Below are 24703 nucleotides of genomic sequence, written 5' to 3'. Positions count from 1 at the left end.
TAGAAATATTTTTAAAAAAGCAACTGCCGGGATGTCATGCCCGGCAACCGGATCGATGTTTTTAGCAGTACGTTAAACCGGCAGGCCCTGCCACTGGAATGCCGAAGACCAGGCCGGGCAGCGGACCGATACCGAAGGCTGTCGTGCTTGTCCTCGTAGCGGTTTCAGACTGCTGGGCTCCCTGGTTACCGCCCAGCCCTGACTGTGCCAGGCCACCGCATGACGGTCCTGCGCCAAACCCGCACGGGCTGAAGCACGGGTCGAAGAATGCTCCGCCGCCGAACGGGCTGATCACGTTGCTGGCGAACGAGTCGGAGACCGTTGACGCTCCGCCGCTTGTGGTCCAGCAGTCAGTCTCGTAGATGCCTGATCCGACGGTGCCATACGGAGTGATTGCCGCCAGCGGCAGGGACCCGGCAATATAGTCGGGCCCCATCCATGCCCCGGCAGGCAGAACGGAGATCATAGCCAGTGCTAGAAACATCACTAAAAGCTTAACCTTAAACATAACTTCCCCCCACACTATTAAACTTAGTTATATATATTAATAATAAAAACCTTACCCGCTTAATCTACAGGATTTAGCGACAGGCCGCTAAAATTAAACGCATGATCGGGATAACTTGTAGGTCGATACGCCGGCGTAGAGCTTCTAAGGAATACTAAAAATGTCCGGGCTTTCTTCCGGTGCCCGGCACACGCATAATCCCACTTATGTTCTGAACAGCTGGTCTACGGAGAGAATCTCTGTGCCGTCCGAACTCATCGTCAGGTCCCAGGCCAGCGACGTTCCTACGCGCACCTTCCAGGCGCTGGCGTTCTTGTAGGTGGTAGGATCGATTGTTACAATATCTTCAGAGGCGATCGTATGATTCATGGGCTGGCCCGCAATATTGTAGTACGTGAGGTTATGCCCTGTGAGCGTTTTATTGATCATGCTCTTCGCATCTTCGCTTTCGGCCGCGGAAGTGCAGCCGGCGGCAGCGAGCACGGCTACCATGATCAGGAAAACGCCTGCCAGGTATATCATTTTTTGCGACATCGGTAATCCTTCTGCCGGCGGCGCGGGCGATCATCTGTCCGCCATGCCGGCATATTACAAAAAGACTTGTAGCTATATATCACTTTTTTAAGCTGCGGATTAACCTGTAGTTATCGGGCCCAAAAATAGTCCTGTTTTCTTAAAAATGTCTGTTATCGCAGGAATGTAATTAATAATTGCATAGATTACGCTTAATTATCATCGTGCTGATTTTAATTGAGGCCGCATGATATGCGGCTGTTGATATCCCAGTTTATGATTACCAGGTGGACGATATGAGCGGGTATAATGAAGCACTGCATACTTTACCTTCTAGTGGCGGGCAGGAACAGTATCTTGGAGCTGTAACTATCGATAATGCAATAGTCGACAGTATGCGAATGGTATTGATAGCTCTCGACCGGGACATGAAGGTCACCCGCTGGAGCCGGTTTAGCGAGAAGGTCTACGGGCTGAAAGAGACGGATGTCCTGGGCAGGAGTATACTGGAAGTCCTCCCAGTTTTTGCCGGGGAAAACCTGGGCAAATGCATTCAAGCTGTCCTGGATACCGGCAAGGATTACTCCGATCAGAGCTTCGAGCACGTCTCGGGCAGATCAGGCACAATCTACGTGAGCCTGAAGATCGTGCCGATTAAAAAGGACGGAGAAAGCCCTGAAGGTGTCGTGCTTTTCGTCGATAACGTGACAGAAAAGGTCCGGCTGCGGAAAGGGATCGAGAAGCGAAACCAGCTGCTGGAGTCGAAGAACGTCGAGATGGAGAGCTTCCTCTACATGGTCAGCCACGACCTCAAAGCTCCGCTGATCTCGCTGCAGGGCTACGTCACCGCCATGGAGGACGACTTCGGGAAGCAGCTCGGGGAAGACGGTAATTTTTACCTGAAGCGGATGTACAAAAACATCGACACCATGGAAGCGCTAATCCACGATCTGCTGGAGCTTTCACGTGCGGGCAAAATTACCGATCAGGTCGACGAGATAAACACCTCTACCCTGGCCCGCGACTGCATCGAGACCCTGAAAGGCAAGCCTGCGGCTAAGGGGATCGAGTTTGTGGTTGCCGAACATATGCCTGTTGTGGTATACTCGAAGAAGCGCCTGTCCGAAATCCTGTTGAATTTCGTAGACAACGCGATCAAGTATATCGGCACACCTGAACACCCTGTAATCGAGGTCGGCTCCCGGGACGAAGGGGACGAATGGGCATTCTACATCCGGGACAACGGTATCGGCATAGCCCCTGAGTACCACGACAAGCTCTTCAATATGTTCTTGCGCGTTCCGGACGAACGGAGCAGGAAAGTCGATGGTACGGGCATAGGTCTGGTCATTGTCAAAAAGATCGTCACCACCAACGGGGGCAGAGTATGGCTCGAGAGTGAGCCTGGCAAGGGGAGTACTTTCTACTTCACCGTACCCAAGCAGCAGCCGGGCGCTGCCGGAAAAATGACTGGGGGAATTTACCATGATGAGTAAAAATGTTTGTATCCTGCTGGCGGACGACAACGAGGATCACCGGTTTCTGTTTAAGAAGATGCTGCGGCAGCGCATCGACAGCGTGGACTACACTGTGTATGCTGTCAACGATGGGCAGGAAGCCATCGAGTTCGTCACCAGGACCGGCAGGCACGTCGATGCAGTCATACCTGACGTAGTGTTCCTCGACATCAACATGCCTGTCAAGGACGGGTTTGAAGTGCTGAAGGTGCTCAAGGCGACCGAGCCTACCAGGCACGTCCCCATCATCATGCTCACGTCATCCGATAATGAGGACGATATCAAAAGGTGCTACGATCTGGGCTCTAACAGCTTTGTAGTTAAGCCGGTTCGCCATGAAGAGTACATCGACCGGATTCTCAGCACCGTATCGTACTGGATAAAGGTGAACATTCCACCCCCGAAGGAATGAGCGTATGAGTGAGCAGTGGAAATATTCTGTACTGATCATCGATGACAACGAGGACCATATTCACCTCTGTCGCCGGGCTCTGGACAAAGAGGGCATCAAAGTAGACTGGGCGACGAGCAGGCGGGCTGCCCTCGAAAAGTTCTCGAACGGCAGCGGCAACTACGATGTCATCCTGTCCGACTATAACCTGCCGGATGCCACAGGCGTGGAAGTAATCGCGGCCATCCAGGCACTGGGCGTGGACACGCCGATCATCATGGTCACCGGAGGCGGCTCCGAGTCTATCGCCGTCGAGGCCATGAAGGCCGGTGCCTTCGACTATATCATCAAAAAGCCCGGGTACTATGATAAGCTTCCTTCCTTCATCGAAGCCAGCGTTAACAAGTATCGCATCGAAAAGCTGAAAACCGAGTACGGCCGGGAGATCGCTCGCCTTGCATACGTGGTGGAGAACATCAACGAAGGCGTCATCATCGCCGACCCGTCCGGTAAGATCACTTACGTAAACCGGGCCTTCGGCAACATTTATGAATATGCCCCGGGAGAGCTGATCGGCCAGGAGATCTCTACCGTCATCAAATCCGCTGTGGCGCAGGAACTGCAGAGCGAAATTTTTAACGACAGCCCCAAAGGGTGGAAAGGCGAGCTCCTCATGGCTGCAAAGTCAGGAGAGATCATGCCAGCTCTCGTCTCGACCATGGCTATTCGGACCGGGGACGGAGAGATTATTTCCCACGTCATGGTGGCAATGGACATTACAGAGCGGAAGAAGGTCGAGGAATCCCTGAGAAAGCTGTCCATGGCTGTCGAGCAGAGCCCGGAATCGATCATCATCACCGACATAACTGGCAGTATCGAGTACGTTAACCCTAAGTTCACCCGCCTGACCGGTTACCAGCCGGATGAGGTAATAGGCCAGAACCCGCGCTTTCAGCAGTCGGGAAAAACACCTATAAACATATACAAAGAGCTTTGGGACACCATCCTGGCCGGAAGGGAATGGAGGGGAGAGTTTCTCAACAAGAAGAAAAATGGGGATATGTACTGGGAACTGGCATCTATCTCCCCGGTGAAGGATGAGGCAGGCCAGATTACTCACTTCGTGGCGGTCAAAGAAGACATCACCGACAGCAAAATGGCTGCCGAAGCGCTGCAGGCCAAGAACCGGGAGCTGGAGATCATCAACTCGATCACCAGCACCCTTAACAGCTCTCTCGATATCGGCGACAAGCTGCAGAAACTACTGGCAGACACCCTGGATCTGGTTGGCGCAGACGCAGGAGCGATCTACCTCCGGAACGAAGGGCGCAGCGGAGAACTGCACTTATCCACTGCGGTCGCCCGGACTGACGCCGGCAAGCGCGTCAGCTACAAGCAGCTTCTGCCGAACAGCGCTGCCAGCGAGAGCATCCGAAATCCCGTGTACAGGCCGCAGATCGCGGACGAGCTGTTTGGAATACCGGGTTATGGCGGTATCGTGCCCTTGTTCGCCGGGGACAGCATGATGGGGCTGATGGCGCTGTACGACCGGTCTGAAAACCGCTTCGAGGGCATGCAGCGGGAGCTGCTGGCCATTGCCTCTCAGGCAGGCATCGCCGTCGAAAACTTCAGGCTGTTCAAGAAAGTGCAGGACACCGGCAGGTACCTGTCCGGCATCGTCAACGAATCCCCCGATCCGATCGTGACGACCGACGCCCACGGAATCATCGTGTCGTTCAACAAAAGCGCATCCAGGCTCCTCAAGTATCCTGCGGAAGACGTGATCGGGAAACGCATATCCTCGATTCTGCCCGAAGGCAGGCCTATCGACCTGGATGATCGGAAGAGCTACGTCCGGGAGTTCCTCTGCAAGGACGGAACCATAGTAACCCTGAATGTCTCTGCTTCGAAGCTGCCCGGCGAAGGCGACCTCCCCGGGTATGTCATCACTCTCAAGGACCTGTCCTCTATTGCCGGCTTCAAAGTGGTGCCGATCACGGAAAAAGCCGCGGAGACAGATCAGCTCTACTACTTCGAGAAGGGCTTCATCTACCTCTTCGACAGGAGCAAGCACGAGGACTACCTGGGCGCGTTCGCAGACCTGGTCAAGCACAACATCCAGGGTTTGTGTATCACCAGGCACAACCCGAAGAAGATCCGGCAGCAGTACGGCCTGGAAAAGACTCCGTTCGTCTGGCTGACCGGCAGCGACCAGTCCTTGGACGAGCAGTGCATCAAACCGGAAAACCTGACCGCCCTTAACGCCACGGTCAACAAGTTCCTCGCCGAGGCCAAGGACGGCGTTGTCCTGCTGGACGGAGCGGAGTACCTGATCGCCAGAAACAGCTTCGAGTCCTTCCTGAAGCTCCTGCACGTGATCAACGACCACGTCATGCTGAGCAACTCCATCCTCCAGCTCTCCCTCGACCCCGCGGCCATCGACGAGCGGCAGTACCACCAGCTGACTACCGAAGTCCGGAAGTTCTCGGAGCGGGGAGGGCACAAGCCTGAGGGCGAGTAAGGGCGCTTTGGTCCGCCCACCCTCCCATTGGGGCGTCACTGCGCTGTGCGGGCTACTCCATTTATGGGATACTCGCAAACAGTTGGCTCTGTGCTCGTGAACGTGGACTAACGCTGCGCTGTGCTTGATACTGATTTCTCTGATAGCATTAGACGTGTTATCTCTATGCTCGTGAACGTACACGAACGCTGCGCTGTGCTTGATACTGATTTCTCTGATAGCATTAGACGTGTTATCTCTTTGCTCGTGAACGTATACGAACGCTGCGCTGTGCTTGATACTGATTTCTCTGATAGCATTAGACGTGTTATCTCTATGCTCGTGAACGTACACGAACGCTGCGCTGTGCTTGATACTGATTTCTCTGATAGCATTAGACGTGTTATCTCTATGCTCGTGAACGTACACGAACGCTGCGCTGTGCCAGGATCACAGATTACGCAGAATCTGATGATTCTGACAGATTACACCGATTACACAGATGCTAATCGATAAAAAATTGAATTGTTCGCAGCATTCATCTTATCTAATGTAGTCATCTGTGCAATCTGTGCAATCCGTAACAATCTGTGATCTGGCACAGCGCAGCGTTCGTATTGCTGTCACACGCAGTTCGAGTAATCTGAAAGGCACAGCGCAGTGTTCGTATTGCTGTCACACGCAGTTCGAGTAATCTGAAAGGCACAGCGCAGTGTTCGTATTGCTGTCACACGCAGTTCGAGTAATCTGAAAGGCACAGCGCAGTGTTCGTATTGCTGTCACACGCAGTTCGAGTAATCTGAAAGGCACAGCGCAGCGTTCGTATTGCTGTCACACGCAGTTCGAGTAATCTGAAACGCACAGCGCAGCGTTTGTCTTGCTGTCTCATATTGCATCACCTATCAGGTATGTACAGCGCAGCGTATACTTTTACTCCAAGCCATTATACTGCGGGCCCACAGAACTCTCAGTATTATTTTGGATTCAAACAAAAAAATTATAACTTATAAGATTGTAATTACTATTTTGGCAATGGCTATACTACCAGTTGATCGGCACGGCAGGCAGGAAGCGGCGAGGGTATATTACGAGCGGGGGGTTGAGCTTTACCACGACGGTAAGGTAGACGAAGCCATCGCCGAGCTCAAAAACGCCGTCCGGCTCGACGGGGAGCTCGCCAGGGCCCGGTTTACGCTGGCCGAGTGCCTGGACCGGAAAAATCATGCGGAGGATGCGATCTGGCAGTACCAGGAAGGGCTGAAGATCGACGGCAGCAACGCGACGGCGCACTTCGAGTTCGGCAACCTCCTTTTCCGGAGTGGCAGGATCAACGATGCTATCCGCCAGTTCATGATCACCCTTATTGTCAACCCACAATATGTTTCGGCCCGGTACATGCTGGCCTGCTGCCTGGAAAAGAAAGGCCTGATTGCAGAAGCGCTACAGGAGTACCGGTACATTCTGAAGACCAGCCCTAACCTGACCGAATCTCGTATATCTGCGGCCCACTGCATGGAACGGCTGGGCAGGAATACTGAAGCGATAGCCGAGTACCGGGCAGCGCTCGAGGCTGATCCGGGGCGCATAGCCGTCCGGATCACTCTGGCAGGGCTGCTGGAACGGGAAGGCCTGGTAGGGGATGCCATCGAGGAATACCGGTTCATCGTGGGCCAGGACCCCGAGATCATCGACGCTCGCCTCAGGCTGGCATCGTGCCTCGATAAGAAAGGCCTGATCAACGATGCTCTTAAAGAGTATACCGTGGTGTTACGCCTGAGCCCGGACAACGGGACCGCTGGCGCAAGAATCGGGACACTCCGGGAAAACCAGGCCCGGCTAAGCGAAACTGCCGATCGCTACCTGCTTACACTAACTGAACGCTTCGTCGAGGATGCTGCCGGTTTCCGGCACGGCATCAAACTCTATTCTGAGGGCAGATACGACGATGCCCTCGCGTGTTTCAGCAATATTGCGACTAGCCCCGGGCTCGACGAGGCAGAGGCTCACTTTGCAGAAGGCCTCGTGATGATCAGAAAAGGCATCCTCGACGCTGCTGTATCAGAGCTAAAACAGGCAGTCTGGGCCCGGGACGACTTCGCCGAAGCCCACGTGCTCCTCGGCATGCTGCACGAACGCCAGGGGCTGCTCTACGAAGCCTTCCAGGCCTACGGCGAAGCCCTCAAGCACCGGCCCGAACTGCTTGAGGCAAAAATCAGGCTCAAGGCTGTTGTTGGTGAGCAGAGTTAACTACTGCGATATAAAGCTTGTTTTAAACCGTGGTGGCATGGCGGCACGGGAATAGCCGGTATCACCAATAATCAGGGGATTAATTGAACTACGGCGGTACTGCTTCTTATCCTGACAATTGGAGCGCAAATGTTTTCACCACGGCGGCACGGCGACACAGCGACAAAGCGAGAAACGATGGCAGGATGGTAATTTGAACCACGGCGGCACGGCGACACAGCGACAAAGCGAGAAACGATGGCAGGATGGTAATTTGAACCACGGCGGCACGGCGACACAGCGACAAAGCGAGAAACGATGGCAGGATGGTAATTTGAACCACGGCGGCACGGCGACACAGCGACAACCGTACCCGAATAGCAAGTCTCTCTTTTCAGATCCACGGTGGCACGGAGAGCTGACAACACGGAGACATTTATGTTCTACTTCCTTCAGGCTATCGATTGAAAGTCAGGCTGAAACAATTGGATAGTAAGCTTATGGTTAACGCTCTGTCTTGGTGTCGCCGTGGACTAAAAAAGAGTGCACTTTTACCGGTTCGCCACTGTCTTTGTGTCGCCGTGCCGCCGTGGTTCAAATTACCATGCGGATAGTCGTAGATCGCTCTGTCTTTGTGTCGCCGTGCCGCCGTGGTTCAAATTACCATGCGGCTAGTCGTAGATCGCTCTGTCTTTGTGTCGCCGTGCCGCCGTGGTTCAAAAATTTGATCTACCGTTGCCAGGATAAAGAGCCGGGCTGCCGTGGTCTTATTCCTTATCCATGTCTCGGTAGCTGTTTTTCACTGCGTTTAAAACAAGCTATTTATCCTATCACGCGCCCTACGTTGCAGTGCTGCTAGATTATAAATATCTTAAGCGCCGTGATACGAAATAATACTCGCCCTGGATAGGGGTGGTAAGAGGTACAGGGATATGCCGTTCAGGATTGAGATCGCCCTTGAGCCCGGGTACCGGGATGCAGCGGGGGAAAGCGTGAAAAACGCGATCAGGAGCAACTTAGACATCGCAGTCGATGACATTCGCACCATCAAGGTATTTACCGTCAACGCCAGCCTGACCGAGGCGGAAAAGGAAGCGGTGGCCGCAGGTCCGTTCTCGGACGCGGTGGTCCAGCGCTACTCTGTCGGCAAGCCTCTGGCGGCAAACTTCGACTGGCTGATCGAGGTAGGCTACCTGCCGGGCGTCACCGACAACGAGGGCAGGACCGGCAGAGAGGCTATCGAAGACCGGCTCGGCCGGAAGCTCGGGGCTGACGACTCAGTCCACACTTCCACGCAGTACCTGATCAACGGCAACCTTACCCGCGCCCAGGTGGAAACTATCTGCAAGCAGCTCCTCGGAAACGAGCTGATCGAGCGGTTCGACGTGCTCGACGGGCGTTCATGGGATGCGCAGAAAGGCATCCCGGCAAAAGTCCCGCTTGTCAAAGATACCCACCAGCCCCGCATCGCCGAGATCGATCTCGACGTATCGGACGACGAGCTCATTGCCATCAGCCGCAAAGGCACGCTGGCGCTGTCCCTGGAAGAGATGAAGGCAGTCCGGGACTACTTCAAGCAGCCCGAAATCCTCGCAGAGCGTAAAACGCTCGGGCTGGGCCCGAAGCCGACGGACGTCGAGCTCGAGACGCTGGCGCAGACCTGGAGCGAGCACTGCAAGCACAAAATTTTCAACGCTACCATCGACTACGTGGAGAATGGTGAGCATAAGGAGATCAAGAGCCTCTTCAAGTCCTGCATCCGCAAGTCCACCGAGGAAATCTCTAAGGAAAAGGACTGGCTTGTATCCGTCTTCAAGGACAACGCAGGCATCATCAAGTTCACCGACGACTATAACGTAGCCTTCAAAGTAGAGACGCACAACAGCCCGTCTGCGCTGGACCCTTACGGCGGGGCCATCACCGGCATCGTGGGCTGCGACAGGGACTCGGCCGGCACCGGCAAGGGCGCTAAGCTCATCGCTCATACGGACGTGCTGTGCTTCGCCTCTCCCTACTACAAGGGCCGCCTCCCGCCCAGGATTTTCCACCCCCGCAGGATCATGGAAGGCGTGGTCCGGGGCATCAAGGACGGGGGCAACAAGTGCGGTGTCCCTACAATTAATGGCGCTATCCTGTTCGACGACCGGTACGGCGGCAAGCCGCTGGTCTACTGTGGTTCCCTCGGCCTCATTCCTGCCACCCTCCACGGCGAGCCGTCCGAGGATAAGTACGTGAAGCCCGGTACTCTCATCGTCATGGCGGGCGGGCGCATCGGCAAGGACGGCATTCACGGCGCCACCTTCTCGTCCGAGGAATTGCACGAAGGCTCCCCTGCGACCGCGGTGCAGATCGGCGACCCGATCACCCAGAAGAAGATGCTGGACATGCTGCTCGAAGCCAGAGACCAGAACCTGTACACCTGCATCACCGACAACGGAGCAGGCGGCCTGTCTTCCTCGGTAGGGGAGACGGCCCTGTTCTCTGGCGGATGCGAGATCTACCTGGAGCAGGCGCCGCTCAAGTACCACGGTCTAGACCCATGGGAAATCCTCCTCTCGGAAGCGCAGGAGCGCATGACGCTGGCCGTGCCACCCGAGAAGCTGGACGAATTCATGTCCCTGGCAAAGCGCCGGGGAGTCGAGGCTACCGTGGTCGGCAAGTACACCGACTCGGGCAAGTTCCACATATTCTATGCTGGTAAGACCGTAGCGTGCATCGACATGGAGTTCCTGCACGACGGGCTGCCGGAAATGAGGTTGCAGGCTGAGTGGAAGCCTGTCCAGCGCACCGAGCCGGAGCTGCCGACTGAGGGCCTGACCATGTACCTGCAGGACCTGATGTCGGACCTGAACATCGCCAGCAAGGAATGGGTCATCCGGCAGTACGACCACGAAGTGCAGGGTGGCTCAGTAATAAAGCCGCTCACTGGCAAAGACAACGACGGTCCCGGAGACGCTGGTGTTATCAGGCCGCTGCTGGACCGCATGTCCGGCATTGCCGTATCCAACGGTATTAACCCGTACTACGGCGACATCGATACCTATCACATGACCGCCTGCGCCATCGACGAGGCGATCAGGAACATCATCGCAGTCGGTGGCAGCCTCAAACAGATCGCCCTGCTGGACAACTTCTGCTGGTGCGACCCGATTTACGATGCGGAAAAGACCCCGGACGGCAAGTACAAGCTCGCACAGCTCGTGAGGGCGAACCAGGCTTTGTACGACTACACCACTGCCTTTGGCACTCCGTGTATCTCAGGCAAGGATTCCATGAAGAACGACTACAAGCTGAAGGGCGAGGATGGCAAGGATTACAAGATCTCCATCCCTCCGACGGTGCTCTTCTCCGCAGTGGGAGTCGTACCTGACGTCCGAAAGTGCGTCACGATGGACGCGAAGATGGCCGGAGATCTGGTCTACGCTGTCGGCACAACGAAGGACGAGCTCGGTGGTTCCCGGTTCTACAACCTGCTGGGCGCTACTGGCAACAATGTGCCGAAGGTGAATGCTGCAACCGCTAAGAAGACCTATGACGCCATGTCGAGCGCGATTGACGCCGGCCTTGTGGCTTCTTGCCACGACTGCTCCGACGGCGGCCTGGCAGTCGCTCTGGCCGAAACGGCGTTCTCCGGCGGCTTCGGCATGGAGATCGACCTCAACAGGGTTCCGGCAGAGCGGCTCTTCCGGGATGCCCAGGTGCTCTTCTCGGAATCCGCAAGCAGGTTCGTGGTCACAGTCGCCCCGAACAACGCGAAGGCGTTTGAGCAGGCCATGGAAGGCGTGCCCTGCGCCCGCATCGGCAGCGTGCGGGAAGACGACAGATTCCTGGTGAACGGCCTGAACGGCACCAGGGTGATCGACACGGTCACCGGCGCGCTGAAAGAGTCGTGGCAGTATCCGCTGAGGTGGTAACAATGGCAGGAAAGGTAAAATCGCTGGTTCTCACCGGCTACGGCATCAACAGCGAGGTAGAGACGGCCTACGCCAATACCCTCGCAGGCGCTGAAGCGCGCATAGCGCATATTAACGACGTCATCGACGGCCTCGTAAAGGTCGATGACTATCACCTGATCAACTTCCCCGGAGGCTTCTCCTACGGCGATGATCTTGGCAGCGGCAAAGCGTTCGCTAATAAAGTTTTATACGCGAAGACGCCGACCGGTCCCATGATCGACCAGATCCAGAAGTTCATCGATGACGGCAAGCTGATCATCGGCATCTGCAACGGCTTCCAGATCCTGGTAAAGATGGGCTTGCTGCCCGCCTTCGATAAGACTTATACCGGGCAGACTGCCACGGTCTTCTACAACGATAAAGGCTTCAGAGACCAGTGGGTGCGCCTGAAGGTGAACACTGAGTCCCAGTGCGTCTTCACCCGCGGCCTCAGCCGCGTCGACATGCCCGTGAGGCACGGCGAAGGCAAATTCATCCCCGGCAGCCAGGAGATGCTGGCAAGGCTGTGGAAGAACGGCCACGTGGCGCTTCAGTATGCCGATTCCGCGTATCAGCCCACCCAGCAGTTCCCCGATAACCCCAACGGCTCGGTCGATGCTATCGCCGGGATCTGCGACGAGACTGGCAGAATCTTCGGCCTGATGCCCCACCCGGAAGCGTTCAACCACGTCACCAACCACCCGCAGTATACCCGGCTCAGGGAACAGGCTTCCCGGAAGGGCATAGCGCTGAAAGAAGAAGGCGACGGTATCAAGGTATGGCGGAACGCGGTAGAATACATCGAAGCAAACCTACTCTAATGCTGGCGCTGGCCCGGCGGATTCTCGTCTGACGGGTCACTCGCCGCCCTTTTCTGCGGCCGGCATCCATATCAAGATCTTGGTTCCTCTCGTGTAGTCTCCCGGTACCCTGTCTGTGATTTCCACCTTTCCGCCGAAGTGCTCGATCAGCATCTTCACAATATAGAGCCCCAGCCCTTTCCCGTGCTCTTTCGACATCCCCCGCTCGAACCTGCGGAAGAGCCGGGCTTTCAGCTCTTCAGGAATGCCTTGCCCGTTGTCTGTGAACTCGATTTCATAGCACCGCCTGCGGGCTTTTATGACTTGCCGGGCGGAAATGTCTATTGTCACTTCAGATCCCGAGTACTTCATCGCGTTGCCGAGAAGGTTACAGAACACATCCTTGAGCTGCGGGGTGCCTTTGACGACCATCTCAGGGCCTCTCGTGTAATTAACTGTCACCTTCTTGCCCTTCGGCCGAGGGTATTCTCTGGCGCATCGCTCGATTATATCGTTGAGTTCCATATTTTCCAGATAAAACTTTTCGCTGTCTATCATCTGGATCTTCCTGGCGTTCTCTACGATGCCTGCACTGCCCTCGAACGATCCTATGGCGCCCTTGATGAGCTCTCGCTGCTCTTCAGTGAGGTTTGGGTCGTCTTCTATGAGCTCGAGGCTGAACAGGCCAGCCTGGTTGAGATTGTTGATGTCGTGGCCCATGATGTCCACGTACAGCTCAGCCCGGTTCTTTTGAGCCTCGGCCACATCTCTGGCAACGATGATCTTCTGCTGACTATCCCGAATATTGCCTGCCATCCGATCGAAAGCCCTGGCCAGGTCTCCTATCTCGTCCCGCCTGGCCACGGGGAGGTCTTTATGGTAGTCCCCATACGGTATCTTATCCGTGGCGCGGGTCAAGCGGAAAATCGGGTCTACAATGCTGGTGGTGACCAGCCAGGCGATAGCAGTGGCCAGTACTGTGACGAGGGCTATGAAAATGATAAACCAGAACGTGGCCCTGGTGATTGGCTCATATGCCACCTCCGCAGGCATCGATATGACCACGCCCCAGCCATATTTTGGGATCGGCGAATAAGATGCCAGCTTGTACATATCTTCCTGTGGGTTGTACTGCTCGACTACTCCTTCCTGGCCATTTAGTACGTTTTGGACTCCGGGCCGATCCGATAAGTCTTGCATTATGTCCATGTACGACTGGTTCGTGTGCAGCATGACGTGGCCGGTCCTGTTAACGACGTAGACATATTTTACTATCTGGGTTTGCGCGCCGGCGATAAAGGTCGAATAGTAATAGAGGTCCAGTACTCCTACCATTACTCCTATGGTCCTGTCATCCCGGATGATCGGCGTGGCTAAGTATACGGCTGGCTTACCGGTTACCTCGCTTGCCACCGCATCGCTGACATAGCTGTTACCGGTCTCGAAAACGCGGTCTATCCATAACTTGTCTGTATCGTTTCTTCCTACGAAGTCGTAGGGGTACGACGAGATGACCTGCCCGGAGCTATCTGTCACGTATACAGCGTAGAAGGTGCTGGCGTTCTGGATATACATGATCGTGTCATTCAGAAACCTAGTGTTACCACTATGGACTGCTTCGACCACTGACGGCCGTGCTGCCTGGCTCTCGATAAGCAGTGAAGCCGAGTCTACGTAGCTCGTCGTAAACGACGAGAACGCCTTTGCCTGGTCTAAGTTATCGGCCCAGATATTCGACCGGACCACATCCTGGTAATAGAAAGAGCTGAATATTCCTATTAGAATAATCGGTACTATTATTAGTACAATCAAGAGTGCTATAACCTTATTTCTGATGGAATTAAACCTCATCTGCATATGATCATTTCATAGCGACGATAACAACGTCTACCACAATTATCCGCGAGACTATGCATGCTTGTTGTTCCGGGAGCTAACAAGATTACCTCCATATTTTTTATTTCGCAGCCGGCAGCCTGACGGTAAACTTAGCCCCTTTAGTATAGTCCCCGGGCACTCTGTCGGTAACACTTACCGTTCCACCGAACCGCTCGACGAGCATTTTTACTATGTAGAGCCCCAGACCTTTGCCGGACCCTGTCATCGTGCCTCGCTCCAGCCTGCGGAAGAGCCGCGGCTTCACATCGTCAGGAATCCCATAGCCGTTATCTGCGATGGCCACTGCGTAGCTTATGATACCGTTTTCCACGATCTCCCGGGTATCGATGTCAATGGTTACTTCCCGGCCCGAGTACTTGATCGAGTTGCCCAGGATATTACTGAAGACCTCCTTTAGCAGCGGAGTACCTCTGGTGATCATGCCCGGCTTTGGGCGATAGTTGATGATCACGCTCTTGCCCTGCGGCCGGGGAGCTTCTGCGATGGACCGCCTGATCAAGTCGTCGATATCTACGTTCTCCAGGTGCAGCTCTTCCGAGGTGATCTGCTGGATCTTTCTGACGTTATCAATAATACCTGCGCTTCCTCTGATCGAGGTGATCGCTCTCGTGATCAGGGTTCGATCATCTGGTGGCAGTTTCTGGTTAAGCTCCACCAGCTCAAGGCTGGTCAGAGCGGTCTGGTTCAGATTATTGATATCGTGCCCCATAATGTCGACATATAGCTCTGCCCGCGTTTTTTCATCCTCTGCCCGGTCTCTGGCAGCGATCATGTTGTGCTGGCTATCCCTGATATCCCCCGCCATATGGTCGAAAGATCGGGCAAGGTCACCTATCTCGTCCCGCCTGTCCAGGGGCAGGTCCTGCTTGTACTCGCCATACGGCATCTTGCGGGTAGCTTTTGTCATGTGGAGCACTGGGTCAACTATGCTGGAGCTGGCTACCCATGCAATAGCCACAGCGATCAGAACCATAAGTATGGTAAACACAGCATACCATAAGGTGGCGTTATTGATCGGCCCGTAAGCCACGTTAACCGGCATAGACACAAGCACCCCCCACTCGTATTTTGGTATGGGGGAGTAGGAGGCCAGCTTATATTCGCCTTCCCTGTGGCTGTACTGTTCGATGATCCCTTCCTCGTTCCTCAAAACCTGGGCTACTCCAGCGTAGTCCGACATGTTTAGCATGACGTCCATGTAGGACCTGTTGGTGTGGAGTATCACGTGGCCAGTCTTGTTCACGATGTAGATGTATTTGCTACCTGTCGTGTTTGGGCTGAGAATGTAGTTTGAGTAGTAGTACAGGTCCAGCGACCCGACCATCACTCCTCTCAGCGTGGCGTTTTGCACGATAGGCGCGCTCACATATACTGTGGGCATGCCCGTGACCGGGCTGCGGACAGCATTGCTGACGTACCCACTCTTACCCCCCAGGACGGCTCTGACCCATGGCTTGTCCGAGTCGTCTCTCCCGGAAACATTGTAGGGGTATGAAGTGATAACCGTGCCTGAAGCGTCGGTCACATAGACGTTATAAAAGATGCCGGAGCTCTGAATCTGGCGGAGGGTATCGTTTAGAAATTCCCTGTCCTCGGTATCCGTAGCGGCAAAAATGGATGATCTGGACGCCTGGCTCTCGATGTACAGCAAGGCCGAGTCAATATAGTGGCTGGAAAACGAGGCGATGGTTTTCGCCTGGTCCAGGTTTTCTTCCCAGATATTCTGCCGGATGAGATCCCGGTAATAGATGGTACTTATCGTACCTATCAGTATAATGGGTAATACCATCACAACGATCAGGATGATAATTGCCTGGGTCCTGATGGACTTGAATATCATGTGATCTACATTTATCCCGGAACCTGATGATATTCGTTAATACCGGTAATGGCAGCAGAGCCTTGTAATAGTCTAAATGTGGCTATTCAGTAGCTTTAAGGTGCTATAATGCAATCAGTATGCTGTGTTAATATGGTAGAGGATATCATAGTAGTCAGCACACCTTATGTACCCGGCTATAAAATCACTAAAGTCTACGGCTTCACCTGGGGCCTCATCGTCAGGAGCAGGGGTATCGGCGGCAACGTGGTCGCCGGCCTGCGTACGATCTTCGGCGGCGAAATTCACGAGTACACCCAGCTGCTGAACCAGTCCCGGCAGAACGCCCTGGACCGCATGAAACAACACGCCATTGAACTAGGCGCTAACGCGGTCATCAGCGTCGGCTTCGACTCCTCGGAGATTGGCCAGAATATGTCTGAAGTCCTGGCGTTCGGGACTGCGGTCACCATCGAGCCGGAAACTGTTGCTACCAGCCCGGTACGGCTCGGATAACCAGTTTACGACAGGGCATAAAATTGCCCATTTAATTTACTTATTTTCTCGTAGCAGAGCGTATATGTGGTTTTATTGTCTGCTTAACAATCGTTTTACGAACAAGTATATATGGCACTTAATCTAACGCTTTTTTGGTGAAAGTATGGACAGATACACAACGGTCGCCGAGCACATACTCGAAGCGATGCGCCGGGGTAACTACACCGTCGGCGGCATCGTGGAAACCACTATGCAGTGCTACGGCCACAGCATCGAAATGGTCAACCTGGTGCTCGGCATGCTCGTCGAGCGCGGGGTTGTCACGGTGATGCCCACCGGCATAGACCGCGATATCGAGCCCTTACCCGTTGCCTGGTGGAGCGTCGTACCCGCTTGAAATGCGCTCTGCCTTTGCTTTTTTAATTAGAGTCTTATCAATCGTGTACAGCCTTGTCTATGTATCGTGTCGAGCCATTTCATACGAGCCCATGAATGTACGCGACCACTGCACCGTAAGTTTCAAGTTGCTCAGATGGCGTGAGACAACAATACGAACGCTGCGCTGTGCATGCTTCTGATTTCTCGGATAGCAAAAAAGTGTTGTCTCTGTGCTCGTGAACGTGGACGATCGCTGCGCTGTGCCAGATCACAGATTACGACAGATTTAACAGATTGCACAGATGTTAATCGATAACCCAAAAAGGAAATGGTTCGCTGTATTCCTTATTTTAAAAGAAATCTGTGCAATCTGTTAAATCTGTATCAATCTGTGATCTGGCACAGCGCAGCGTTCGTGTTGCTGTCTCACTGAATCAGAGCAATCAGGTAAAGCACAGCGCAGCGTTCGTACTGTTGTCTCACCTACCCGAACAGATCGGGAAAGACGCTTGTAACAATCATGGCCAGCGTGAGCAGGGTCATGACTATGGTCAGCCCCCAGGAGATGTAGTTGTAGGCTTTGCCGTTGGTGTAGTTTCCCATCAGCTTCTTGTTGTTGATCAGGATCAGCACGAAGACCAGGATCACAGGTAACAGTATACCGTTTAGCACCTGGGACATTACCATTATCTCGATGAGGGGGATGCCGGGTATCAGGATGATGGCGGCTCCGATTACGATGAGCATGGTATACAGCGTGTAGAAGTGCGGGGCATCCTTGAACTTCTTATCTATGCCCGAGTCCCAGCCCATGCCTTCGCAAACCGTATAGGCTGTGGCAAGGGGCAGGATCGAGGCGGCTAAGATGGAGGCGTTGAACAGGCCGAAGGCGAATAGCCAGCCGCTGTACTGCCCGGCCAGTGGTACCAGGGCAAGGGCTGCTTCTGCCGCAGATTCGACTGCTATGCCACTGGGGAAGATGGTGGCAGCGCAGGTGACGATGATGAAGAACGCGACGATGTCGGTGACCAGGCAGCCGATAATCACGTCCCACTTCGTGAACCGGTACTCGGACAGCTTGATGCCCTTGTCTACGATCGACGACTGGATATAGAATTGCATCCAGGGCGCAATGGTCGCACCTACCAGGCCGATCACCATCGCCAGGTATCCGGGGTTGAAGTTTACCGTGGGCACGACTGTCCTTGCAGCCACATAGCCCCAGTCGGGGTTTGCCATCAGGCCAGATATGGCGTAGGTCAGGTAAAACCCGCTGGCCACGAGGAAGATCTTTTCCACCAGGCTATACGTGCCTTTGACCACCAGTACCCACACCAGAGCCGCGGCAATGGGGACTGCGATGTACTTGCTGACGTGGAAGATTTCCATGCTGGCGGCTACCCCGGCGAACTCGGCCATCGTGTTGCCCAGGTTGGCCACGAGCAGCACCAGCGTCAGCAGTACCGTGAGCTTCAGGCCGAAGTTCTCCCGGATCAGGTCCGAGAGGCCCTTACCCGTGACCACTCCCATGCGAGCAGACATCTCCTGCACGATGACCAGCACGATCGCGATGGGTATGAGGGTCCAGAGCAGACTGTAGCCGTAGTGGGCGCCTGCCAGCGTATACGTGGTGATCCCGCCGGCGTCGTTGTCCACGCTGGCGGTGATGATGCCCGGGCCGATCACTGCGAGAAACAGCCCTATCTGCTTGAAGTTGATCCCGGGCAGCCACTTTCTTTTCGGCTCGCTCATGGTCCGTGGCCCCTGTGTACCTTACGGATCATCCGGTAGTTCTTCGGCAGCTGCTTTCTGAGGTCTTCGGGCAGCACGTCCTCCAGCGCGTCGTCGAAGGTCACCACGCCCAGCATGACGCCGTCGTTATCCGTGACCGGGACCGCCAGCAGGTCGTACTTGGACAGCAGGTTGGCGACCTCATCCCCGGTCGTGTCGGGCAGGACACGCAGGATCTCTGCCTTCATGATCTCTGAGACGTTCTGCTCCGGCTTCGACAGGAGCAGATCTCGCAGCGACATGACTCCTGTCAGGTGCTCTTTGTCGTCGAGCACATATACGTAATAGATCATGTCGACCTCGCTGCCGAGCTCTCTCAACCGGCGGAAGGCGTCCGAGACTTTGCTACCCACAGGCACGCTGATGAATTCGTTGGTCATCAGGCCACCGGCAGAACTGTGGCTATAGCGCAGCAGCTCTTTAACATCGCTGGCCTCCTCAGCATCCATGAGCTTGAGCACTTCGCATGCCTTTTCCCTGGGCATCATGTGGATAACGTCCGCTGCGTCGTCGGGATTCATGTTCTCCAGGATGTCCGCCACGTCGTCGCTGTCCATGTGCTTGACGATCCTGGCCTGGACGTCCGGCTCGACTTCTTCGAGCGTCTCCGCCGCCTTCTCGTCTCCCAGCGACTCCAGGATGAGCAGCTGCTCTTTGCGGTCCAGCTCTTCGATGATGTCCGCGATGTCTGCGGGATGTAGGTCTCCGATCTTCTTCCTGGGAATCTTCAGGTGGATACGGCGCAGCCCCGGGTCCAGCGGGTCGATATACGACCAGGCGATCAGGTTATCCGGCATGGAGGTCAGCAGCCGGCCGGAAACCCATCCCAGGCCCAGCCTGCGCAGGATGCCCTTGAAACCAACGTCCACTCCTACCACGCAGAGCTTATCCTTGACCCGAGTCAGGAGCACGTCATTTACCCTGACGACCTTCAGCCCGTCGATGTCCACGATCTGCTTGTCCAGGATCGTTTCCACGACCAGCATCTCGTGGTCCGACAGTTTGCCGGGCGGGATTTCTTCCCGGGGGATTTTGAGCCTGAACGCGCCGTCGAAAGATTTCACCGAAGCCATCGGTACCGTTATACTATCCCTCAGAATGCTAGAGATATAGATGATACGCGATACTTCCAGCAGCGATTCTCCCGGGGTGATGGCGAAGTCTTTGATTCTTCCGAGTACCCGGCCTTCGCTGTCGATCACCTTCTGTCCCTGGAACGCGCTGAAGTAGACGACGTTCTCGACGGTCTGCCCTTCCGGGCCTTTAAAATGGGCTGAGGGCAGGCTGCTGATGATGCTGGATACGCTCTTCGACAGGCTCATTTTCTTCTCTCCAATACCGGCGGGGCCTCTTATATGGGGGGCGCTTCTTCCTTGACCCGCTCCACGACCACGATCTCCAGCAGGTCTTCGATACCGCTGATAGCCCTGATCTGGTCGTTGATAAAGCGGTTCAGCTCCTCGAGGCTTTTCGCCCATACCTTCATGTAGAGGTCGTATTCTCCGAGCACGCTGTAAACTTCCGAAACTTCGGGCAGCGCAGACAGAGCAGTCTTAGCTTCGTCGTGCTTCTCGCTCTCCGTCTGCACCAGCATGATCGCGGTGACCGTATAGCCGGTTGCCACCGGGTTGGCCATGACAGTAAACCTGTCAATGACCCCCCTCTCCTTCATCCGCTTCAGCCGGTGCTGGATGGTCGCGTCCGAGATGCCGGTTTTCCGGGACATCTCCAGGTAGCTCATGCGGGCGTTTTCCCGCAGCAGGCGGAGAATAGCTGAGTCGACCTCGTCCAGTTCTGAACTATTGTTCATGAGTTTCTCGTGTACTCCTTTGAAATCAATATTGGTAAATTACCAATAAAAGTATAAAATACTTATGTAATTACTAACGTTTTACTTGAAAAATGTGGATAATACTGTGATAACGTAAGTATCATTATCTACTATCGGGCGTACGCTGCGCTGTGCGTTTCTGATTATTCAGATGACGTGCGATAGCAAGACGAACGCTGCGCTGTGCTGGATCACAGATTACGACAGATTGCGCGGATTGCACAGATGGCTATATTAGATTGGATGACCGCTGCGGACCATTTTATTTTATTATCGATTAGCATCTGTGAAATCTGTATAATCTGTCGTAATCTGTGATCTGGCACAGCGCAGCGTTAGTGTACGTTCACGAGCACAGAGATAACACTGTTAATGCTATCCGAGAAATCTGTATCAACACAGCACAGCGTTCCACTGGTATTACAATCACCACCCGTCACAGAATGTTCACCGGCGCATATGTCTGGTGAACCATTTCCGGATTTCCATGGCTATCACCGTGATTGGGGCGATGATCAGCACGATCGCCCAGTCCCCTGCAGACAGCGGCACCGTATAGAAAATTGCCTGCAGTGGGGCCAGGTATATCATCGCCAGTAGCAGCAAGCTCGATACCCCGACTGCCGCAAGCAGGTGCTTGTTTGTGAACAGTCCTCTGACGACCGATCTGGTCTCTGATCTGCAGTTGAACGCGTTGCAGATGTGAAGGGTGACGAGCGTGGTAAAGGCCATAGTGCGGGCATATGCGAGGTCCTGGCCGAGGGAGATGTAAAAGACGCTCAGCGAGCAGACGCTCATGATCAGCCCTACCAGGGCCATATCGACGATCGTAGTCCGGTTGATGATGGGCTCTTCGGTCTGCCTCGGGGGCCTGCTCATGATGTCTTGCTCTGGAGTATCGACGCTTAAGGCCAGCGCTGGCAGGCCGTCAGTGATCAGGTTCAGCCAGAGGATCTGGGTGGCCAGCAGCGGCAGCGGCAGTCCGATGACCAGCCCGAACATGATCGTCGCTACCTCTCCCACATTGCTGGTGAACAGGTATTTGACAAACTTCCGGATGTTATCGTAGACCACCCTCCCGCCATATATTGCGTCGACTATGGTGGCGAAGTTATCGTCCTGCAGCACGATGTCCGAGGCCTCCTTTGCCACTTCCGTGCCTGTGGCGCCCATCGCTATGCCCACGTCTGCCAGCTTCAGGGCCGGCGAGTCGTTGACGCCGTCGCCGGTGACGGCCACGACCTTACCGTTAGACTGGAGAACCTTGACGACTCTGATTTTCTGCTCCGGCAGCACTCTCGCATAAACTGCTGTCTTACCGGCCCTCGCTTTCAAGTCGTCCTCTGATATCCGGTCGAGCTCGTCGCCGGTCATAACCTCGTCGCCCGGGTGAAAGATATCCAGCTCTTTGGCAATGGCGACAGCCGTAATCCGCTGATCGCCGGTCACCATCACGATGTCGATGCCTGCATCTTTACATTCCTGGATCGCTTTCCTGACGTTGTCCCGGGGAGGGTCCTCGAATCCGACAAGCCCGGTGAAAATCAGATCATGTGCCAGTGACGCAGGTTCCCCGGTTTCCTCCTGCCCGAGGTCTCTGTAAGCGAACGCAAGTACTCTTATGGCGCCTGAAGCAAGGCGATCGTTGGCGTAAGTTACCTTCTTCCTGATCGCCTCGTCCAGGTATGATTCCGTGCCCGAGCCGATCACTTTCGTGCACTTGTCCAGCACTACCGTGGGAGCGCCTTTCACGAACAGCCTGCGTCCTTTCTCGCTGCCTGCCACGACAACCATCATCTTGATCGAGGGGCGGAACGGGATACTTGACAGCCGTGGATATGTCCGGTCAAAGCCGGCTTTATCCAGGCCTATCCTGCTCAGAAAATCATATAGTGCGACGTCTACCTGGTTGCCGTGATAACGGGTAGTCTGCCCGGTTTTTTCCTCTATAGCGTCGTTACATACACCAGCGATTTCCATCAGCAAGTGTAAGTCAGGATTTTCGGCTCCTTTGATCAGATCTGCCGCATAATCTCTATCAAAAGTGTATACCGCCTTCACTCTTGCCTCGTTCTTCGTCAGGGTGCCGGTCTTGTCCGTGCAGATCACGTCCGTGCTACCCAGAGCCTCGACTATCGGTAGCGATCGCACAATGGCTTTCTGATTTGCCATCCGGCGGGCTCCCGTAGCGAGAGCGATTGTAATCGTAGCCGCCAGGCCTTCAGGTACTGAGGCGACTGCCAGGCTGATCGCAGCGAGAAACATGTCTAGCGGGGGCTGGGCTCTGGCGATGCCGATGACGAAGACGATAGCGGATATGATGACCACGCCTATCCCGAACACTCTTCCCAGCCTGTCCAGCGCTTTTTCGAGGGGCATCTTAGGCTTCTTCGCCTCGCCAGCAAGCTTCGAGATCCTGCCGATCTCCGTCTGTGCGCCCGTGGCTACGACGATGGCTGCACATTCCCCGTCCAGCACGTTCGTACCCATGTACAGCATGTTGGCTCTGGCGACCAGCTGCGTATCTGCCGGCAGTACTGCCTGGTATTTGTCGCGGGGAATCGCCTCTCCTGTCAGCATCGACTCGTCGACGGACATGTTGTCCGCGGCGATGACCCGGGCGTCCGCAGGCAGTCGATCCCCTGCCTTGATCATGATGACGTCGCCGGGCACCAGGTCTGCGGTAGCCTCGTCTTTGACGATCCTGTCCCGCATCGCGTGGGCTTCCTGCCTGTAAAGGCGTTTCAGTGCCTCGATGGAACGTATGGCTTCCACTTCCTGAAAGACGCCTATGGCCGTATTGAGCAGTACTATGATTACGATCACCGCGGCGTCGTGGAGGTTCCCTACCACGACGGCGATGAGGCTGGCGATAACCGGTATTATGACTATAAAGTTGCGGAACTGGCTGGCTATGATCGCTAAAAGACCCGGGCCTGAGCTACTGTTTAGCACGTTGTTTCCATACCGCTGCAGTCTCTCTGTGGCTTCTGCCGAGGTTAGTCCTGCCGGAGAAGATCGTAGCTCCGCGAAGACTTCGTCCAGCGGACGATCATGCCACCCACACATGGTTAATCACTTGGCCGGGCTGTTTTTTCGAAGCGCCGACTTGAGCATGTTCAGCCTTCGGATGCGCTCATCGAGGTACTCGTGCTCTTCGGAGTACTTCGGGCTCGTCGAGATGAAGCTGCGCCTGAAGTCGGCGATCTTCAGCTCTACGGCATCGATCATGTACCGGTCCTGGCCCAGCTGCGCCGGGTAGTCGGATAAAAATTGCAGCACCTCAGATTCCAGCCCCCATTCTGCATCCATATACCAGTCCAGAGCCCTGGTCAGGAGAATTCTCTGCTTACCAACGTCTTTGATGGTCGGGAGAAGGCTGCCGAACAAGTCCATCGCAGCCCCAAAAAAGTTAGCCATCAGCCCGTCGGCATCGTCCAGCCTGGTATAGTTTCCAACGATCGCATCGATCACCGGCTCAAGCACAGCAAGGCTTGTATCGATCTTCTTTTCCCTGGAAAGGTCCGAGGAATATTCCCTGAAAATATCCAGCTTTTTCACGATCTCCCTGACGTTGAGGTAGTCGACGTACTCCTCGGAAAAGATGGAGCCTGTTTCCTTCCTGACGAACTCCGGAAGCTCTTCGGCCGGAGTAAGACGAAGATTGATCACATACGTCACGTCAGGGTCATAGCGGATCATATCCATTACTATCTCCACGATCTGGCCCTTTTCAAGGCCGCTTAGAGTCTCTTCACTCTTCCCCAGGTCCCTGAAGGCTGACGGCCGCACCACCCAGCCGTAAAGTACTGCTGCTATGTGCTTGCAGTAGCCGAACGCGTATGGGCAGGTGCAGGACGCCACGATGTTTCCGTCCCTGACGTCGAGGCTTATGTGGTAGTTCTCCGGCTGGGTCCCCTGACATTCCGCCATGATGTTGCTTTTGTAAACAAAAAGCCGCTGCAGCCGTCCCTCTTCAAAATACTCTATGCCCCGCTCCAGAATTTTGGGGCTGAATAGCCTGGCGATCTCCTGCTCTGTCAGCTTTCGAAGTTCCTTCGAGCCGGTGGCTCCAGCTGGCTGCATGAATAAAATAT

At 54.8% G+C, this 24703-nt stretch carries 17 protein-coding genes; 8 read left to right on the top strand and 9 right to left on the bottom strand.

Features of this window, described 5'->3' with window-relative positions; genetic code table 11:
• Positions 1–61: 61 nt before the first annotated feature.
• Both ACPLPM_RS12805 and ACPLPM_RS12800 read right to left on the bottom strand, forming a co-directional pair.
• A complete protein-coding gene (locus tag ACPLPM_RS12805) occupies positions 62–508 on the bottom strand; it encodes a hypothetical protein (RefSeq protein WP_424357164.1) in 447 nt (148 codons plus the stop codon).
• A 204-nt stretch (positions 509–712) separates the two neighbouring features.
• Positions 713–1042, bottom strand: a complete 330-nt coding sequence (locus ACPLPM_RS12800; protein ID WP_424357163.1) for a hypothetical protein — start codon at positions 1040–1042, stop codon at positions 713–715.
• Between the two features lie 275 nt (positions 1043–1317).
• On the opposite strand from ACPLPM_RS12800, the gene ACPLPM_RS12795 reads away from it, so the two are divergent.
• The 6 genes from ACPLPM_RS12795 to ACPLPM_RS12770 all read left to right on the top strand — a co-directional run bounded on the left by ACPLPM_RS12795 (position 1318) and on the right by ACPLPM_RS12770 (position 12411).
• Positions 1318–2517 (top strand): ATP-binding protein, encoded by a 1200-nt coding sequence (locus ACPLPM_RS12795; RefSeq protein WP_424357162.1) that lies wholly within the window; start codon positions 1318–1320, stop codon positions 2515–2517.
• Positions 2507–2950, top strand: coding sequence for a response regulator (locus ACPLPM_RS12790; protein WP_424357161.1), 444 nt, complete (start codon positions 2507–2509; stop codon positions 2948–2950). Before ACPLPM_RS12795 ends, ACPLPM_RS12790 begins: the two co-directional genes overlap by 11 nt.
• Positions 2951–2954: 4 nt before the next feature.
• The gene (locus ACPLPM_RS12785) at positions 2955–5450 is read left to right on the top strand and encodes a PAS domain S-box protein (protein WP_424357160.1); all 2496 of its coding nucleotides are present in this window, start codon (positions 2955–2957) and stop codon (positions 5448–5450) included.
• Between the two features lie 1011 nt (positions 5451–6461).
• Positions 6462–7676: a tetratricopeptide repeat protein gene (locus ACPLPM_RS12780; protein WP_424357159.1), complete on the top strand. Its 1215-nt coding sequence runs from the start codon at positions 6462–6464 to the stop codon at positions 7674–7676.
• Positions 7677–8587: 911 nt separating this feature from the next.
• A complete protein-coding gene (gene purL, locus ACPLPM_RS12775) occupies positions 8588–11569 on the top strand; it encodes a phosphoribosylformylglycinamidine synthase subunit PurL (RefSeq protein WP_424357158.1) in 2982 nt (993 codons plus the stop codon).
• A 2-nt stretch (positions 11570–11571) separates the two neighbouring features.
• Positions 11572–12411, top strand: coding sequence for a phosphoribosylformylglycinamidine synthase subunit PurQ (locus tag ACPLPM_RS12770; RefSeq protein ID WP_424357157.1), 840 nt, complete (start codon positions 11572–11574; stop codon positions 12409–12411).
• Between the two features lie 36 nt (positions 12412–12447).
• Here ACPLPM_RS12770 and ACPLPM_RS12765 read toward each other — a convergent pair whose 3' ends face one another.
• Complete coding sequence (locus ACPLPM_RS12765; protein ID WP_424357156.1) at positions 12448–14136, bottom strand: ATP-binding protein; 1689 nt, start codon at positions 14134–14136, stop codon at positions 12448–12450.
• Between the two features lie 211 nt (positions 14137–14347).
• The gene (locus ACPLPM_RS12760) at positions 14348–16129 is read right to left on the bottom strand and encodes a cache domain-containing protein (RefSeq protein WP_424357155.1); all 1782 of its coding nucleotides are present in this window, start codon (positions 16127–16129) and stop codon (positions 14348–14350) included.
• Between the two features lie 132 nt (positions 16130–16261).
• Between ACPLPM_RS12760 and ACPLPM_RS12755 the strand changes: the two genes are divergently transcribed.
• Positions 16262–16624, top strand: a complete 363-nt coding sequence (locus ACPLPM_RS12755; RefSeq protein ID WP_424357154.1) for a heavy metal-binding domain-containing protein — start codon at positions 16262–16264, stop codon at positions 16622–16624.
• A gap of 145 nt (positions 16625–16769) precedes the next feature.
• Positions 16770–17003: a hypothetical protein gene (locus ACPLPM_RS12750; RefSeq protein WP_424357153.1), complete on the top strand. Its 234-nt coding sequence runs from the start codon at positions 16770–16772 to the stop codon at positions 17001–17003.
• A 464-nt stretch (positions 17004–17467) separates the two neighbouring features.
• Here ACPLPM_RS12750 and ACPLPM_RS12745 read toward each other — a convergent pair whose 3' ends face one another.
• The 5 genes from ACPLPM_RS12745 to ACPLPM_RS12725 all read right to left on the bottom strand — a co-directional run bounded on the left by ACPLPM_RS12745 (position 17468) and on the right by ACPLPM_RS12725 (position 24692).
• The gene (locus tag ACPLPM_RS12745) at positions 17468–18736 is read right to left on the bottom strand and encodes an Nramp family divalent metal transporter (protein WP_424357152.1); all 1269 of its coding nucleotides are present in this window, start codon (positions 18734–18736) and stop codon (positions 17468–17470) included.
• Positions 18733–20097, bottom strand: coding sequence for a magnesium transporter (locus ACPLPM_RS12740; RefSeq protein WP_424357151.1), 1365 nt, complete (start codon positions 20095–20097; stop codon positions 18733–18735). Before ACPLPM_RS12740 ends, ACPLPM_RS12745 begins: the two co-directional genes overlap by 4 nt.
• Positions 20098–20126: 29 nt before the next feature.
• Positions 20127–20585 carry an Lrp/AsnC family transcriptional regulator gene (locus ACPLPM_RS12735; protein WP_424357150.1) on the bottom strand — a complete coding sequence of 153 codons (459 nt, stop codon included), beginning with the start codon at positions 20583–20585 and terminating at the stop codon, positions 20127–20129.
• Between the two features lie 468 nt (positions 20586–21053).
• Positions 21054–23675, bottom strand: coding sequence for a cation-translocating P-type ATPase (locus ACPLPM_RS12730; protein ID WP_424357149.1), 2622 nt, complete (start codon positions 23673–23675; stop codon positions 21054–21056).
• Between the two features lie 6 nt (positions 23676–23681).
• Positions 23682–24692 carry an SWIM zinc finger family protein gene (locus ACPLPM_RS12725; protein WP_424357148.1) on the bottom strand — a complete coding sequence of 337 codons (1011 nt, stop codon included), beginning with the start codon at positions 24690–24692 and terminating at the stop codon, positions 23682–23684.
• Between the last annotated feature and the right edge of the window lie 11 nt (positions 24693–24703).

Origin of the sequence: Methanocella sp. MCL-LM (genome assembly GCF_049676595.1) — an archaeon.
Taxonomy (GTDB): Archaea; Halobacteriota; Methanocellia; order Methanocellales; family Methanocellaceae; genus Methanocella_A.
Note: the sequence above shows the minus strand (reverse complement) of the source record. Positions and strands in the feature narration are given on the sequence as shown.

Excerpts from the sequence above, each read along its gene's own strand:
- ACPLPM_RS12805 (WP_424357164.1), bottom strand. The coding sequence starts at position 508 with ATGTTTAAGGTTAAGCTTTTAGTGATGTTTCTAGCACTGGCTATGATC.
- ACPLPM_RS12800 (WP_424357163.1), bottom strand. The coding sequence starts at position 1,042 with ATGTCGCAAAAAATGATATACCTGGCAGGCGTTTTCCTGATCATGGTA.
- ACPLPM_RS12795 (WP_424357162.1), top strand. The coding sequence starts at position 1,318 with ATGAGCGGGTATAATGAAGCACTGCATACTTTACCTTCTAGTGGCGGG.
- ACPLPM_RS12790 (WP_424357161.1), top strand. The coding sequence starts at position 2,507 with ATGATGAGTAAAAATGTTTGTATCCTGCTGGCGGACGACAACGAGGAT.
- ACPLPM_RS12785 (WP_424357160.1), top strand. The coding sequence starts at position 2,955 with ATGAGTGAGCAGTGGAAATATTCTGTACTGATCATCGATGACAACGAG.
- ACPLPM_RS12780 (WP_424357159.1), top strand. The coding sequence starts at position 6,462 with ATGGCTATACTACCAGTTGATCGGCACGGCAGGCAGGAAGCGGCGAGG.
- purL (WP_424357158.1), top strand. The coding sequence starts at position 8,588 with ATGCCGTTCAGGATTGAGATCGCCCTTGAGCCCGGGTACCGGGATGCA.
- ACPLPM_RS12770 (WP_424357157.1), top strand. The coding sequence starts at position 11,572 with ATGGCAGGAAAGGTAAAATCGCTGGTTCTCACCGGCTACGGCATCAAC.
- ACPLPM_RS12760 (WP_424357155.1), bottom strand. The coding sequence starts at position 16,129 with ATGATATTCAAGTCCATCAGGACCCAGGCAATTATCATCCTGATCGTT.
- ACPLPM_RS12755 (WP_424357154.1), top strand. The coding sequence starts at position 16,262 with ATGGTAGAGGATATCATAGTAGTCAGCACACCTTATGTACCCGGCTAT.
- ACPLPM_RS12750 (WP_424357153.1), top strand. The coding sequence starts at position 16,770 with ATGGACAGATACACAACGGTCGCCGAGCACATACTCGAAGCGATGCGC.
- ACPLPM_RS12745 (WP_424357152.1), bottom strand. The coding sequence starts at position 18,736 with ATGAGCGAGCCGAAAAGAAAGTGGCTGCCCGGGATCAACTTCAAGCAG.
- ACPLPM_RS12740 (WP_424357151.1), bottom strand. The coding sequence starts at position 20,097 with ATGAGCCTGTCGAAGAGCGTATCCAGCATCATCAGCAGCCTGCCCTCA.
- ACPLPM_RS12735 (WP_424357150.1), bottom strand. The coding sequence starts at position 20,585 with ATGAACAATAGTTCAGAACTGGACGAGGTCGACTCAGCTATTCTCCGC.
- ACPLPM_RS12730 (WP_424357149.1), bottom strand. The coding sequence starts at position 23,675 with ATGTGTGGGTGGCATGATCGTCCGCTGGACGAAGTCTTCGCGGAGCTA.
- ACPLPM_RS12725 (WP_424357148.1), bottom strand. The coding sequence starts at position 24,692 with ATGCAGCCAGCTGGAGCCACCGGCTCGAAGGAACTTCGAAAGCTGACA.